This is a genomic window from Candidatus Vampirococcus lugosii, from assembly GCF_018420025.1.
GTDB classification, from domain to species: domain Bacteria; phylum Patescibacteriota; class Gracilibacteria; order Absconditabacterales; family Absconditicoccaceae; genus Vampirococcus; species Vampirococcus lugosii.
The window spans coordinates 1-16,685 of sequence record NZ_JAEDAM010000003.1; the positions used below are offsets into that span (position 1 = coordinate 1).

12 protein-coding genes and 10 tRNA genes are annotated in these 16,685 nt (G+C 23.6%); all 22 read left to right on the top strand.

Annotated features, from left to right (window positions below):
* Nucleotides 1-208, top strand: a 208-nt coding sequence (locus tag VAMP_RS00495) for a transposase (RefSeq protein ID WP_213348104.1), incomplete at its 5' end; no start/stop codon positions are given.
* 128 nt (nucleotides 209-336) lie between these two features.
* Nucleotides 337-409: transfer RNA gene (locus VAMP_RS00500), tRNA-Gln, on the top strand.
* Nucleotides 410-422: 13 nt separating this feature from the next.
* A tRNA-Met gene (locus tag VAMP_RS00505) sits at nucleotides 423-494 on the top strand.
* Between the two features lie 34 nt (nucleotides 495-528).
* Nucleotides 529-601, top strand: a tRNA-Gln gene (locus VAMP_RS00510).
* Nucleotides 602-618: 17 nt separating this feature from the next.
* Nucleotides 619-700 (top strand) — tRNA-Leu (locus tag VAMP_RS00515).
* Between the two features lie 66 nt (nucleotides 701-766).
* Nucleotides 767-839 (top strand) — tRNA-Asn (locus tag VAMP_RS00520).
* A gap of 44 nt (nucleotides 840-883) precedes the next feature.
* A complete protein-coding gene (gene rpsT / locus VAMP_RS00525; RefSeq protein ID WP_213348106.1) occupies nucleotides 884-1,144 on the top strand; it encodes a 30S ribosomal protein S20 in 261 nt (86 codons plus the stop codon).
* A gap of 24 nt (nucleotides 1,145-1,168) precedes the next feature.
* Nucleotides 1,169-1,240: transfer RNA gene (locus VAMP_RS00530), tRNA-Thr, on the top strand.
* 7 nt (nucleotides 1,241-1,247) lie between these two features.
* Nucleotides 1,248-1,324: transfer RNA gene (locus VAMP_RS00535), tRNA-Asp, on the top strand.
* A gap of 3 nt (nucleotides 1,325-1,327) precedes the next feature.
* Nucleotides 1,328-1,402: transfer RNA gene (locus VAMP_RS00540), tRNA-Glu, on the top strand.
* A gap of 9 nt (nucleotides 1,403-1,411) precedes the next feature.
* Nucleotides 1,412-1,488 (top strand) — tRNA-Val (locus VAMP_RS00545).
* Nucleotides 1,489-2,226: 738 nt separating this feature from the next.
* The gene (locus tag VAMP_RS00550) at nucleotides 2,227-2,427 is read left to right on the top strand and encodes a hypothetical protein (protein ID WP_213348108.1); all 201 of its coding nucleotides are present in this window, start codon (nucleotides 2,227-2,229) and stop codon (nucleotides 2,425-2,427) included.
* Between the two features lie 201 nt (nucleotides 2,428-2,628).
* Nucleotides 2,629-4,602, top strand: coding sequence for a hypothetical protein (locus VAMP_RS00555; protein WP_213348110.1), 1,974 nt, complete (start codon nucleotides 2,629-2,631; stop codon nucleotides 4,600-4,602).
* 239 nt (nucleotides 4,603-4,841) lie between these two features.
* Entirely contained in the window at nucleotides 4,842-6,878 is a 2,037-nt protein-coding gene (gene recG / locus VAMP_RS06850) for an ATP-dependent DNA helicase RecG (RefSeq protein WP_213348112.1), read from the top strand.
* Between the two features lie 195 nt (nucleotides 6,879-7,073).
* A complete protein-coding gene (locus VAMP_RS00565) occupies nucleotides 7,074-7,937 on the top strand; it encodes a hypothetical protein (protein WP_213348114.1) in 864 nt (287 codons plus the stop codon).
* 1 nt (nucleotide 7,938) lies between these two features.
* The gene (locus VAMP_RS00570; RefSeq protein ID WP_213348116.1) at nucleotides 7,939-8,379 is read left to right on the top strand and encodes an NfeD family protein; all 441 of its coding nucleotides are present in this window, start codon (nucleotides 7,939-7,941) and stop codon (nucleotides 8,377-8,379) included.
* A gap of 15 nt (nucleotides 8,380-8,394) precedes the next feature.
* Entirely contained in the window at nucleotides 8,395-9,276 is an 882-nt protein-coding gene (gene murB, locus VAMP_RS00575) for a UDP-N-acetylmuramate dehydrogenase (protein ID WP_213348118.1), read from the top strand.
* A 116-nt stretch (nucleotides 9,277-9,392) separates the two neighbouring features.
* Nucleotides 9,393-9,902: an inorganic diphosphatase gene (locus VAMP_RS00580; RefSeq protein ID WP_213348120.1), complete on the top strand. Its 510-nt coding sequence runs from the start codon at nucleotides 9,393-9,395 to the stop codon at nucleotides 9,900-9,902.
* 35 nt (nucleotides 9,903-9,937) lie between these two features.
* On the top strand, nucleotides 9,938-10,246 hold the full coding sequence (locus VAMP_RS00585; protein WP_213348122.1) for a hypothetical protein: 309 nt from the start codon (nucleotides 9,938-9,940) through the stop codon (nucleotides 10,244-10,246).
* Nucleotides 10,247-10,370: 124 nt separating this feature from the next.
* Entirely contained in the window at nucleotides 10,371-13,238 is a 2,868-nt protein-coding gene (locus VAMP_RS06855) for a transglycosylase domain-containing protein (RefSeq protein WP_213348130.1), read from the top strand.
* A gap of 62 nt (nucleotides 13,239-13,300) precedes the next feature.
* Nucleotides 13,301-13,372, top strand: a tRNA-Arg gene (locus VAMP_RS00595).
* A 46-nt stretch (nucleotides 13,373-13,418) separates the two neighbouring features.
* A complete protein-coding gene (gene secA, locus VAMP_RS06860) occupies nucleotides 13,419-16,682 on the top strand; it encodes a preprotein translocase subunit SecA (protein WP_213348132.1) in 3,264 nt (1,087 codons plus the stop codon).
* The last annotated feature ends 3 nt before the right edge of the window (nucleotides 16,683-16,685 follow it).

Consider the following 16,685-nt stretch of genomic DNA (forward strand, 5'->3'; position numbering starts at 1 on the left):
AAAAGTATATAGTTATAGATGGTTAATAGAAGAAACATATAAATATTTAAAACAAGAATATAATTTAGAGAAAATACATTTAAGAAGTGAAGTTGAAAGACTAAATAATTATTATATGTATGTCTGGTTAGAAGTAGTTGAATATATATTACATAATTGAAAATTTTTCCGAAATAGAAATCAAAGAAATTACCTACAGAATCAATAAAATTAACTTTTTTCTTTAATTTAGGTGCAGAAGATTAATTAATTTTCTCTTGAAAAATTAAATAAAATCATTATATATAAAAAATCATTTAATGAGATGAATTAATATTTTGTTGGATTATATTATTTTGGGGTATGGCCAAGCTGGTAAGGCAACGGGCTTTGAACCCGTAATTCCTAGGTTCGAGTCCTAGTACCCCAGTTTTTGTTTTTTATGCGGGATGGAGAAGTGGTATCTCGTCGGGCTCATAACCCGAAGGTCGTTGGTTCGAGTCCAACTCCCGCAAATTATAATATATTTGATAATTATTTAAGATGAGTTCGGGAGTAGCTTAGTTGGTAGAGCGCCTGACTCTGAATCAGGAGATCGTAGGTTCAAGTCCTATCTCCCGAGAAAAATTAGATATATATGCCGAGGTGGTGGAATTGGCAGACACGCTTGGCTTAGAACCAAGTGCCTTACGGTGTGCGGGTTCAAGTCCCGCCCTCGGTAGGTTATAAATATTGAAAAATCTCTTGATTTTCTAAAAAAAATCATTATATATATATCACAATATTTTCCAAGGTAGCTCAGTTGGTAGAGCAAGTGGCTGTTAACCACTGGGTCGTGGGTTCGAGTCCCACCCTTGGAGTATTGGTTTATTAATTTAGATTTTAAGATTATTGTTTGTAAAATATGGCAATTACAAAATCAGCTAAAAAAGCTGTTAAAAGGAGTGAAAAAATGAGGGCTAGAAATTTAGTTTTTAAGTTGGAGATGAAGTCTTCTATAAAAAAATTAAAAAAAGCAGTTTCTGAATCTTCTTGAGAATTTGATTTACTTTTGAAAAAGGCATATTCAAGTATTGATAGAGCAGCTAGAAGGAATATTATTCATAAAAATAATGCTAGTAGAAAAAAATCTAATTTGTCTAAGTTAGTAAATAAATCTATATAAAATTTTTTATTAATAGTTTTATTTGCCAGCTTAGCTCAGTGGTAGAGCAACCGCCTTGTAAGCGGTAGGTCGTGGGTTCAAGTCCCACAGCTGGCTTTGTTTTGGGGGCGTAGTTCAGTTGGCTAGAACGTCTGCCTGTCACGCAGAAGGTCGCGAGTTCGAGTCTCGTCGCTCCCGCCATTTGGTCCTATCGTCTAGTGGTTAGGATATCGGGTTTTCATCCCGAAGACCGGGGTTCGATTCCCCGTAGGACTGCCATTTTTAATAGGGTGATTAGCTCAGTTGGCGAGAGCACTTGCCTTACAAGCAAGGGGTCATAGGTTCGAGTCCTATATCACCCACCACTTATAAAATATATTTATTGTTTTTTTTAAAGTTAATTATTCTCTTTTGTAATATTGTTTTGTTAATGTTTTATTTTTGATTTTGTATATAGTTGTTGATTTCTTGTTTAATTTTTTGATAAACTATTGTAAATTTTTTTCTTTTGTTATTTTTTTTTGAGTAGGCTATTATTTTTTATTTAGTTTTTAAAATGTATTATATTTTGATAAATTGAAATAAAAAATGTATTAGTCTATTTTTGTTATTTTGTTATTTAATAAATTTAATGGGTAAAATTGTAAAATAAATTTTATAGAAAATAAATTTAATTTTCATAATATAAATAATACTGATAAAAAAGCTTATTTAATAAAAATTGCTATTATGAAAAAATATAGTTTGATACTAAATAGTGTTATTTTATCTTTGAATTTATATAATAAATTATTTATTTATTTTTAATAAAAAATATGTTTAGTAGGGAAAAAATAATAAATTGTTTAAAAAATAATTGGAAAAAAATATTATTGTTTATTTTGTTAATTATTTTTTGATTTTGTTTTCATGTTTTTGTACTTATTGCTGGTAGTATAGTTTATTTTACTTATTTTTCAGCTTTTCTTTTTTTAATTTTTTCTTTTTCTATTTTTAAAAAATTTTATAAAACTTTATTTTACTTTATTTTATTTTTAGTTATATCCCAAATATTAATTTTATTAATTTCATTTCCAAAATGTAGTTATAATTTTAAATATCCAATGTATTCTTGTAAATGTTTAGGTGTCAAAAAACAAGAACTTTTTGGAACACAGTGTATTTGAAAAATAAAAGAATGTTATGATTATTTAAAAAATTCAAATATTTGAAAAGAAGAATCTTTAGAATTATCTTATGAAGATAAATATCATTCAGAATTTAAAGTTTCTTGTGATAATTTTCCAGATAAATTAATGAAATAAGTTAGATAATAAAATTTGAAAAATTAATTATTAATTTGTTTAATTAATTAAAATTTAATGACAAGAGAAAAATTTTAAATTGAATATGTAAATAATATTGATAAAAGACTTGAATTATATTAATTAATTATTAATATATAGACATATTAATTTGTGTAATTTATAAATTAATATATATTTATATAATAATTAATTATAATTATGAAGAAAATAATTTTGTTTTTTATGTGAATATCTTTTTTGTTTTCGATATCTTATTGAAATAACGAATATTATAATAGATTAAATTCTTGAGAGAAATTAGTTGTTGATATATATATATCTGAATGATATAATAATGTTTATAGAAATTCTGCTAGACGAAATAATAAAGGTTATATTATACATAATTATAAGCGTTATGAAATTTCTTATGATCAATATAAAGATCAGATTATACAAAATCTAAATGATGCAATATCTGATGATAATAGTGATTTTGAAAATTCAATTTATTTGTGAATTCTTAACAGATTATGATCTGGTGAATATTTTTCTGAAGATACAGAAGAAAGATGAACATATAATAATGATGATATAGGTTTAGATTATTCTTGTATATTTCCAACATGAGAGAATAATAGACCAGAATGAGAATGAGTAGAATATTGTAAAGATTGATGTAAACCAGTACCTGATGCTGTACAGCCATCCCCTAAACCAAAATATCCATATTGGAGATATGTGGATTGAAATTTAGATACTGAATGTACATGGTCATGCAAAGAATGATATTCAAAAAAATGATATTGATGTGTATCAGGTGTTGAATATGAATTGTCAAATAATGTATTATCACCTGATGCTAGAGTAGATATTAGAGTTGCTTGACTTAAAGAAGATAATGCTTTAGTATGTCGGTCTGTGCATCAACATCCTAATGTACCTGATGCAGTGAATCCTACTAAATGTGATAATCCACCAACTAATTATGTAAAAGTTTCTGAACATAAAGAATGAGCTTGATGAATATGATCTTGGGTTTATAAAGATTCAGAACGAAGAGCAACAATACATTATGATAAAATGATTTATGATGAATGAATTCAAGTTCAATCACATATGTATAATGAATCTACTTGACAAAAAGGTTCTAGTTGAATTATACATTCTTTATGAAATGACTCAAGTTTAGATCATAATGATGATGCAAGAACTTGAAATGAAGATAAATATGGTTGTAGGTGACTTACACCAGTTGGTGAAAAAGTTATAAAATGTTGATATGGTGGTTGTAGTGATGATCTTATTGATGAAGATCTTCATGGTTGACATATTTGGGCATATTTACCTTCAAATACAGGAAATCCTAATGAACTTTGATCATGTAAATGGGCATGTAAAGATTGATATAAACCGGATTGAAATAGATGTATTCCTTTTGAGGAACGAAAAAAATTATGAGGTAGTGGTGTTCAAATATCAAGTGATACATTGACACCAGATTCAAATGTAAATGTTGTTATTCATTGACTTAGACCAAATAATTGATGGATATGTCAGTCTGTACATGCACATCCTAATGTGCCTGATGCAGTAGATCCTACTAGATGTGATAATCCTCCGACTAATTATAAAAAAGTTTCAGAATTAGTAAATAATTCCAATTGGAGATATGATGGTCTTATGTATAAAACAGAATTGAAGTATAATCCTAATGTTCATGCTGAATGAATTAAATTACAATATGCTGCATATACTGAAGGTGTTTGAGGTATTCGTTGAAGTGCTCGTTATAGTAAAATTATTAAAGTATCAGAACAGACATCTCAGCCTCAACCAAATAATAATTGATGAGATATTAATATTAAATTATCAAGTAATGAATTAAAACCAAATTCAAATGTAAATCTTGAAATTAATTGAATTGAAAAATCTAGTTCATGGATATGTCAGTCTGTACATGCACACCCTAATGTGCCTGATGCAATAGATCCAGGTCGTTGTAGTAATCCTCCAACTAATTATAAAAAAGTTTCAGAATTAAAAGGTTCTTGGGTATACCAAAATTGATCTTTGAAAACAGAATTGAAGTATAATCCTAATGTTCATGCTGAATGAATTAAATTACAATATTCTATTTATGACGAAAATACTTGAAAAAAAGGTTCTAGTCAAGTTATTAATGTTAAATAACTTTTATTAATTATTTTTTATAAAAAACTTGGATTAAGTTATATATTATTTATATAATTATGACTTAATTTAAGTTTTTTATATTACAAATTATACTATTTTATATATGAATATAGTATAATTTTTTTCTAAAAAAAATATAGAAATATAATATATTTTTAATAGTACAAAACTATTGAAATATCTTTTAAATTTCTTATATATTAATTATAATAGTTTATTTATAAGAAATATTTTTTATGGATTTGAAAGAACTTAAAACATCATCTAGATATTTGAGTATATTAAATGCTAATTGAATTTATAATATCAAAGATTTTTTTTTATATCTTCCTAGAGATTATGAAGATAGAACAGAAATAAAAAAAGTTAGAGATCTTGTGATTGATAATACTACTCAAACAACAAAATGAGAACTAATTTCAAAAAATATGATAAATACTGCTAGATGAAAAAAATTAATAGAAATTATATTAGAAGATGAAATATGAAATAAAATTTTTGTAAATATTATGAATAATACTTATTATTTTCAAACTTTAGAAAAAGGTAAATTTTATGTTATAGTTGGTAAACCTAAATTTCAGAGATGAAAAATAATTTTTTGGAATCCTAAAATAATTAATTCAGAAAATATGAAAAACAATGAACAAACATGAAGAATATATCCAATATATTCCGAACTTATGTGAATTAAAGCATCTCGGTTTGCCAAAAAAATTTTGGAAAATATTGAAAAGCTAGATTATTTGTTTCCTGATCCACTTCCTCAAAGTATAATTAATTCTTATTGATTGTTAAATTTATGAGAAGCTATAAGAAATATTCATTTTCCTCAAAGTTTTGAAAAACTTACAAAAGCTCAATATAGAATATATTTTGATAAAGTATTAAAAATACAAATTGTATCTCAAATCTCAAAAATAAAACATAAAAAAGAAATTAAATCTAAATTAATTCCTAAATGGGAAGTTATAAAAAATTTTTTGAATACATTGCCTTTTGATTTAACAAATGCACAAAAAAAAGCTATAAAAATTTGTATAGAAGATATTTGTAGTTGAAAACCTATGTTGAGACTTTTGCAATGAGATGTTGGTAGTGGTAAAACTGTTGTTGCTATTGCTATTGCTTATTATATAAAAAATGTTTTGGGTAAACAAAGTGCAATTTTGGCTCCTACTGAAGTTTTGGCAAAACAACATTTTTTATGAATTAATAAGTTTTTACTACCTTTATGAATAAAAATTGATTTACTTACTTGATCTACATCACTGAAAGATAAGGAAAAAATAAAACAAAATTTATTTAATTCTAATACTGATATTGTTGTATGAACTACTGCTATTATTCAAGATACTGTTGATTTTTGTAATTTATGATTTGTAGTAATAGATGAACAACATAAATTTTGAGTAAAACAAAGATGATATTTAAAAAAATTTAATACTCCTCATATTTTGCAAATGACTGCAACTCCTATTCCAAGATCTCTTGCAATAGCTTTTTTTGGTGAATTTGATGTTAGTATTATTGATGAACTTCCAGCTGGTAGGAAAAAAATTCATACCAAAGTAATTACTGAAAATCAATTTAATAAATTGAAAGAATGGATCTTACAAAAAATTGATCAAGGTCAACAAGTATATATTATTACGCCATTGATAGAAGAAAGTGAAGCTATGGAAAATGTAGCTAATGTTATGCAAGAATATGAAAATACTAAAGATTTTTTTTCTTCAATATCTGATAAAGTTGATGTTTTACATGGTAAAATGTCGTCCAAAGATAAAGATTTAGTTATGAATAAATTTAAAAATAATAAAACAAAAATATTAGTAAGCACTACAGTAATAGAAGTTTGAGTTGATAGTCCTACAGCAACTATTATATTAATAAAAAATTCTGAAAGATTTGGACTCTCTCAACTTCATCAACTTCGTGGTAGAGTTGGAAGAAGTGATTTACAATCATATTGTTTTTTAATGACAACTTCAAAATCTCAAGATACTATACAAAGATTAAAAAATATGGAAAAATATTCTGATTGATTTAATTTATCACAAATAGATTTACAAACTCGTGGATGATGAGAAATATTATGAATTAAACAATCTTGACAAACTGATATTCCTATTAATATTTTGATGGATACAGAATTTTTGGAAAAAGTACAAAATGCTAGTATTGATATACTACAAACTTATCCTAAATTAGAAAATTTAAATTTACTTAAAAAAGAAATTTTGAAATCTGATCCTAATATTTTAAGTTAATTTTATTAAATTATATTGAAATTATTTATTTTTTTTATTATAATTAATTGTAATTAAATTTATAGTTTATTTAAATTAATTTAAATTGTCACATATATTTAAAATATTCGTATTGATTTATGATACTGTGATTGTTTATTTTATAAATTTATTTTATGTTTTTGCAATTTTTATATATCTAACAATAATTTTTTGATGAAAATAAATGATTTTTTTGAGGAAAATAAAAAAATTTCGCCTACACAAGAAGAAAAATTTGATATTTATCAAATGTTTATACAAAAGACTCAAAAAAGAACTATACTTGATAGAGTTCCATTTTATTCAAAAGTATTAATATATACTGTTTTCTTGTTTTTCTTATTTTTATGATTTTATACAAGTAATGAAGAAAAAAATAATAAAACTGGTATTATTGCAAGTACAAGTAAATGAACTTGAGACTATGTTTCAAGTCCTGTTTCAAAAAAAGAAAATATATCATATTCTGAAACTGAAAAATTTATAAATAAATATTATGATTTTAGGTTTTTTGAAAAAAATAAAGATATAGTAGATGAGCAAGATAATCTAAATACAGATACTGTTTTGGCATCAAAATGAAAGCAATTATTATCGGAAGAAAATTTATGACAATTTAAAAATATTGTTAATATATCTTTTCTCAAAGAAGATCTTGATAGTTTAGTAGTCTCATATATGAATTGAGATAAAGATAATTATCATAATTCTTATGAAAATGTTTTATGAAAAATAAATAATTTATATGAAATATTTGAAATGGAAAAATATTCATATTTATTAGAATTATCTTCTAGTTCCAATACTAAATCTATATCTAATTTACTTATGATTACAGATCAGTTAATATCTAGATTAAATAATGATTATATAATTACAAAAGAAGAATCTGAAATTTTTAATGTTTTTATAGCTTGGTTAGTTATTCTTAGAGAAAGTGATTTTTGAAAATTTAAATGAGAAAATTTTACTGTTTTAGAAATTTTGGATCAACTTAATGTTGAACAATTTAAAAAAAATTTAACACTTAATAAATAATATGGAATTTGATTTTCATTATTACTGGATAGCTTTGTGAATATTGTTTATTATAATAGAAATATTTATTTTGACATTAGATTTTTTAGCTTTGTGAATTTCTGCTATTTTGACTTGACTTTTATCAGCCGTATTTTGATTTTGATTTGAAATGCGGTGGTTAAGTTGATTTTTTTTTATGTTTTTTTCAATAATTAATATTTTTATTTTTAGAAAATTTTTGTTTCCATATATAAGATCAACAATTAAATCAGATAGTCCTATGAGTGCAGATAATTTTGTTTGAGAAAAAGAAATTATACAAGTTGTAAGTTGAGAAAAAGTAATATTTCGTGATGGTTGATATTGGCCTGTATATTGTGAAGAAAAAATTAATAATTGAGATACTGTAGAATTGTTAGAAATGCATTGATGATGATATAAAGTTAAAAAAGTATTTTAAATAAAAAAATTAATTATGTGTTTTTTGAAAAGAAATATAGATATTTCCAATTTTTCAAATTTTAAAACAAAAGCTAGTGCTAAATATTTTTTTCAAATAAATAATTTACAAGATGTTTTATTACTTAATGATTTATTTGATTTTGCAAATAAAAATAATTTAAAAATTTTATTTGTATGAGCAGGAACTAATATTCTTTTTGCTTTCTATGAATTTGATTGAATAATTATCAAAAATAATTTGAATTGATTTGATTATGATAAATGAGCAAAAATATTGAATATTTATTCAAATGAATTAATTTCAAATATTTCAGAAAAGTTAGAATATGAATATGATGAAAATATATGGCATAGATTTATATGACTGCCTTGAACAGTAGGTTGAGCTATTTATTGAAATGCGGGATGTTTTGGTTTGGAAATTTCATCAAATATATTAAATGTTGAAGTTTATGATTTTATAAATTGAAATTTTTTAATATTAAATAAAGAAGATATTAATTTTTGATACAGAAAATCTTTTTTTAAAGATAATTTTTGATATTTAATAATTAAAGCTAGTTTTGATTTATCAAAAATAAAAGAAAAATATTCAAGTGATGTAGATAATATTTATTTTAGAGAAAATAAACAGCCAAAATGAAATTCATGTGGTAGTTTTTTTCAAAATCCTTCAAAAGATTTTTCTGCTGGTAAATTGATACAAGAAGTAAATTTAAAATGATTTACTTATTGATCTGCTTTTTTCTCTGATAAACATGCAAATTTTCTTATGACTAATAAAGATTTTTGAGATTATAATGATTTATTATATTTAATAAAATTGGCACAAAAAAAAGTAAAAAATCAATTTAATATAGAATTAATTCCAGAAGTTAAAATTGCAACAAACTAATTATAAATATTATTTATAATTGATTTTTTTAAAATAAAAAATATTTATCTCTTGAATTTTTGTTATAAATAAATATATTAATTTCTTATATTTTATATATATAAATATTAAAAATTATGAATTTATATAAAGATTTGACTACATGGGAAAAAGATTGAGAAACTATAAATTGTATAGTTGAAATAAATAAATGAAGTATGGTGAAATATGAATTTAATAAAGAACTAAATACGATAGAAGTAGATAGATTTTTTACTACTCCTATGCCAATACCTTATAATTATTGATTAATTCCAAATACTTTCAATGAAGATGATAATGATCCATTAGATGTTATAATATTATCTGAATTTTCAATAAATCCTTGAAGTATTTGTAAATGAAAAGTAATTTGAGTTTTACATATGATAGATTCTTGAGAAATGGATGATAAAATTATAGTAGTTCCTGAAAAAGAACCAACATATTGAAATATAAATACATTGGAAGATCTACCTTCAATATTAAAAACTCAAATTGAATTTTTTCTTACATATTATAAAAAAATAGATTGAAAAACTACTGAACTTAATTGATGGTCTGATAAACAAGAAGCTATAAAATTAATTAAAAAATCACAAATATAATTATTGCATTTTTTGTATTTTATAAATTTTTTATTATGAATAATTTAATTAATACTGATACTTTAAAAAAATTAAAATCTAGTTTTTTGATTAAACTTGAAAGAAAAAATAAAATAGTAGATAATTGGGATGCTTATGATGATGAAAAAAAAGAAAATATAATTAATGTAATTGATGAAATTATTGAATTAGAAAAAAAAATAGTTCTAAATTGAATTAATGAAGATAATTCTTTTGTTGAAACCTTCAAATTTCATATATCAAAATCTATGGTTAAAGTTGTTAAATTAAAAGAAGATAATGATAATATTGATGAAATAGAAAAATTACTTGATGATCTTTAAAAAAATCATTAATATATAATTATGTTAGTGATTTTTTTTAATTAATGTTAAAAATGTATTGAATTTTTTTTATAATTCTTTAATAAAGAATATGAAAAATTTATTTTTATTTTTATGATAAAGTATGATCAAAAGAAAAAAATCATTTAGAAAAATAAAACTGTTTTCAAAAAAAAGATGAAGACCTAGAAAAAAAAATCATATAAAAACTTGGATATTTTTGTTTTTGTTCTTATTTATATTTCCTTTTATAATTTGATCTATTTGGTTTTATAATAATATTTGGGTTCCTTTACCAGATATTTCTGAAATTGAAGATATTCCTTTTTCTGAAACTTCTCGTATTGTTGATAGAAATTGAGAAATTCTTTATGAATTATATGAAGAAAATAGAAGTTATGTTGATTATGATGAAATTTCTATTAATATGATTAATGCATTGGTTGCTATAGAAGATAGAAATTTTTGGACTAATCCGTGAATTGATGTTAGATGAATAATTAGAGCATGAGTTCATGATATTGTTAATTTATGACAAGATCTTCAGTGAGCATCCACATTGACTCAACAATTAATTAAAAATCTTTTGTTGACTAATGAACAGACTATAGAAAGAAAATTACAAGAAATAGTTTTAGCAATAAATTTAAATTGATATATAAGACAACAACTAAAAAATTCTTATTGAAATTTGGATGATGAAACTTTGGATAAAAAAGTTAAAGAAAAAATTATTGAATTATATTTAAATTATGTTTTTCTTGGAAATAATTCTTATTGAGTAGAAGCAGCTAGTGATACTTATTTTAGTAAATCAGCTGAAGATTTGAATATACTTGAATCTTCAATTATAGCATCTTTACCTAGATCACCCTCTTCTATTAATCCTTACAATAATGTTATAGAACTTATGTGAGAAGTAGTTGTAAATGATGAAAATTGAGAATTGGTACATTTGGAAGAAGATATAAAAGAATTTGCATTGGAACAAATACAAATAAATTTAGATAAATCTAGTATGGCTTTTCATAATTCTACAAATTCTGTTTTAAATTTTTTGAGGTGATTATTGAATTTTAAAGCTGAATATAATTGAGAAGAATATAATATTAAATATAAAATTTGAAGAAAAGATTTAGTTTTGATAAGAATGTTTGTTGATTGATATATAAATCAAGAAGAATTTACAAAAGCAATTATAGATTGAGCAAATATTTCTTTTGTCAAAAAAGATGTAAATATTAAAGCACCACATTTTGTTTTTAATGTTATAGAGTATTTGGAAAAAGAATATTCATCAGAAATTTTAAAAAAGGGTTGACTTACTATAAGAACAAGTTTGGATTATTCTCTTCAGCAAAAAGCTGAAGCATCAATTAGAGAAAATATTGAAAATATAAATGAACAATGAGCAAATAATGCATCAATGATTTATGTAGATACTAATAATTGAGATATACTTTCCTATGTATGATCTGCAGATTATTTTAATGAAGATATAGATTGAAATGTAGATATGATTAAGTCTATAAGACAGCCTTGATCTACCTTGAAACCATTGATTTATGCAAAGGCATTTATGGAAAATAATTTTACACCTGAAACACCGATTTATGATATTCCTATGAGAATAGGTGGTAATAGACCAAATAATTCTGATTGACAATTTATGTGAATTATGCCTTTAAGTAAGGCATTAGCTTATAGTAGAAATATACCAGCCATTAAAATGTATTTTATAGTTGGTCAGGAAAAAAGTCTTAAAAAGTTTTTTGCCGATTTATGATTTACAAGTTTTGATGATGATGTTACTTATTGATATCCTATGGCATTATGATCATGAGAGATAAAAATGATAAATTTGGCAAATGCTTATTCTCATTTATCGGTAAATTGAAGTCCTCCAAAAATAAATCCTATATTAGAAATTACTTGAAATGATTGATCAATTTTGTATAGAAAACAAATTGAAAGACAAAAAGAAGTAATAAGTCCTTGAGCTTCATATCTTATATGGAAAATATTATCTGATATAAACAATATGCCAAGTTCTTGGAGAAGTAATTTTGTTTTTGATTGAATAGATTTTGCTTTAAAAACTTGAACTTCAAATATAAGAACAAATTCATGAAATTCTTTGCCAAGAGATTGATGGTTAGTTTCATATACTCCTAATTCTGTATGAATTTTTTGGGCATGAAATACAAGATGAGAGGCAATGAATCCTTGAACTTATTGATGACGGGTAAATGCACCAGTTTGGAAAACTTTTTTTACTAAATTGAAGGATGAATGATTGATTAAAAATTCAAAAATAAATCCTGTTGAAATAAAAAATGTTTCTATAAATGAAATAACTTGAAAATTGGCATCTTCAAATACATTGTCTAATTTAATTGTTAATACTGTTGCTCATATAAAATCTATTCCAGAAAAAGATGATTCAAGTTTTAAATCAATATATGTTGATACTCTTTGTGATTGAGCTGTTAGTGATAATACACCATCAAGTGATCTAAAACAAGCTTATTTAATAGAACCAGAAACAATAATGCCTTCTTGAAGAGATAAAAATGATGTAATTCAATGGCGAAAAAATACTTGAATAAATAAATATTCAGAAATTATTTGAGCTCCTGTTTTTATAGATGAACCAACTCAAAAATGTCCTGAAAGAGCTATAATTGCAAATGAATGATATATTTCTGTATCTATTGAAGATTTAGATGATTTAGATGATTTGTTGAGAAAAGATTCTATAAAATATTTTGTAAGATCACCATTTGAAATAACTAATGTTAAAATTTTTGTTTGAGGTTTTCAAGTATCAACACAAGATTTTTCTTGACTCAGAAAAGTTACTGATAACAGAGATTTTTCCGTTCCTAGAACAGTTAGATTTTGAAGAACTACATTGCAAGTTAAAGCAACAGATTCTATGTGATATACTGCAAGTGATGAAGTTGTAATAAATTTAACTTGAGAAAATTAATATATTCATTATAATGCTGTATATATTTGCTTCTTTTTATTTTTTTTAAAAAGAAGTTGTTTGGTGCGGTCGTCTAATGGATAGGACATAGTCCTGCGAAGACTAGAATCCAGGTTCGATTCCTGGTCGTGCCATATTGTTTTAATAAAAAAATTATTTTAGAAATTCTAATTTATATAAATGTTTAATTTTTTGATAAATAAATTTGTTTGAGATCATCACAAAAAAGAAATAAATAAAATTTTACCTATAGTTGATAAAATTAACTCTATTTTTGAATCTTATAATGATTTGAGTGATGAAGAATTGAAATTAAAAACTAAAGAATTTAAAGAGAGATATGATGAATGAGAAAATTTAGATGATATTTTACCAGAAGCTTTTGCGACCGTTAAACAAGCTTGTAAAAGACTTAATTGAAAAGAATTTGAAATTGAATGAGAAAAAAAAGTTTGGGATATGATTCCTTATGATGTTCAATTATTGGGTTGAATAATTTTGCATAAATGAAATATTTGAGAAATGAAAACATGAGAAGGTAAAACTTTGGTTGCAACCCTTCCTATTTATCTTAATGCAATTTCATGAAAATGAGCTCATCTTGTTACTGTGAATGATTATTTAGCAATTAGAGATGCACAGTGGATGTGAGTTTTGTATAATTTCTTATGATTAGAAGTTTGATCAGTTACTAAATGAACTGCTCAAGAAAAAAGGAGACAAGAATATTGAAAAGATATAACTTATGTAGAAAATTCTGAATTATGATTTGATTATCTTAGAGATAATTTGGCTTGATCTTTGGATCAGAGAGCTTTATTGCGAAGACCTCTAAATTTTGCTATAATAGATGAAGCAGATAGTATTTTGATAGATGAAGCTAGGACACCACTTATAATTTCTCAACCAAGTGCTGAAGCAACAGATAAATATTTAACTTATTCAAAAATAGTTAATAATTTAATACCTTCAAAATGAAAAAAGAAAAAATCAAAAACATTTTTACAAGAAATTATGACTGATGATTCAAATGAAGAAGATAATGTAGAAGAAAATGATTATTATATAGATGAAAAAATAAAATCCATACAATTAACTTGAAAATGAATACAAAAATTAGAAAATATTATTTGAGTTGAAAATTTATATAAAGATATTTGATATGATGAAATTCATCATATAGAAAATGCTCTAAAAGCAAAAGCTGTTTTTCAAAAGGATAAAGATTATATTGTAAAAGATAATAAAGTTATGCTTGTTGATGAACATACTGGTAGAATAATGCCAGGTAGAAGGCTTTCTGAAGGTCTACATCAAGCAATTGAAGCTAAAGAATGAGTAAATATTCAAAGAGAATCAAAAACTGTTGCAAGTATTACTTATCAAAATTTTTTCAAGCAATATAAAAAAATATCTTGAATGACTTGAACAGCAATAACAGAAGCTGAAGAATTTGGTAAAATATATGAATTGGATAGTTTACCAGTACCTACAAATAAACCTACTATTAGAGTTGATAAATGAGATAAAGTTTATTTTTCACAAGAAGCAAAATGGAATGCAGTTATGGAAGCTATTAAGTTTTATCATAATATTTGACAACCTATTTTAATATGAACTTCAAGTATTATTACTTCTGAAACAGTTTCTATGAAACTTAGAAATTCAAATATAAATCATTATGTGCTTAATGCAAAATATCATGAACAAGAAGCAAATATTATTAAAAATGCTGGTAAAAGTAATAGTGTGGTTGTAGCAACTAATATGGCAGGTCGTGGTACTGATATTAAATTGGAAGATTGATTAAACGAAAAATTAGCTATAAATTATTCTAATTGGATAAAAAATAATATTGATAAAAATAATATTTCATTAAATATATTTTCTAATATTGAATTAGATTTGATTATTAATTGAATTAATAATGTATTTTCTAAAAATTTTGAAAATTGAATTAGTAGTAATTTAAAATCTGAATTATGAAATTGAATAAATATTGAAATTATTTTCAATAAGTCAAAAAAAGATAAAAATGATTTACTTTGTAATATAAATTTTACTAAAAATTCTAATACAGAAACTCTTGAAGAAGATTTACATTTTGGTTTGTCAATAGTAGCAACTGAAAAACATGAAAGTAGAAGAATAGATAATCAACTTAGAGGTAGATCAGGTAGACAATGAGATCCAGGTGTTAGTCAATTTTTTGTTGCACTTGATGATGAAATTATGAGAAAAATGTGATGAGATAAAATAAAAACTGTGGCTGGTATGTTGTTATCAAAAGATGAATTAAATAGTATGGAACTTACTCAAGCTCAATTTACTTCATCTATAGAAAGATCACAAAAACAAATGGAGTGATGGTTGTTTACTTGAAGAAAACATCTTTTTGATTATGATAGTGTGATTAATAAACAAAGACAAAGAATATATTCCAAAAGGGATTTAATATTGTTTGCTAGATCAAATGTAGAATGAAATGAGCAAATTATAGAAGATTTTGGTATAGATTTGGAATGATTTGATATAAATAATGAATTTAAATCATTTATTATTGATGTAATTGATAAAATTGTAGATACATATACAGCAAATCAAACTTGGAATATTGGTGATATGATCTCTAATTTTGAAAAGATTTTTCATATAAGTTTAGATAAAACAGATATTAAAAAATATAATAAAATAATTGATTTTAAAAATTTTTTAAATATTAAAATCACTGAATTTTATGATGAAAAAAAATCTCAATTAAATGAAGATATTTTTCAAGATATTACAAAATCAATTTATTTAAGAAGTATAGATAATCTTCGGGTTGAACATATTGATGAAATGCAACAATTAAGAGAAAAAGTTTGATTATTTTGATATGCACAACTTGATCCATTGATAATGTACAAAAAAGAAGCATTTGAAAAATATCAAAAACTTTTATTTAATGTGAAACAAGAATGTATTTCTTCATTTCTTAAACTTGATACAGAAAAAATTCAATCTAATTTTGATTTTATAAATTGAAGTAATCAAGAAAAATCAAATAAAGTAGTTATAAATAAAATAGAAGAATCCGATAAAAATAATAATTCTGAAAAACTTATAAATACTGAAAATAATGTTGAAAATATTGATAAAAAAGAAAAAACTATAGAACTTGTTACACAAAAAAATAATAAAACTAATATCTCAAATGATACTAATAATGATGATTGAATAGAAGTGATTACATATGAAGATGAAACTAATATTTCAAATGATACTAATAACGATGATTGAATAGAAGTAATTACATATGAACCTACACAAAATAATTATTGAAGTGAAAATAATAAAAATTCTGTTATTGAAAATAATAAGTCAAAATATAAAGCTAAACCTAATCAAGCTTGTCCTTGTGGTAGTGGTAAGAAATATAAAAAATGTTGTTGAAAACATTAAAAT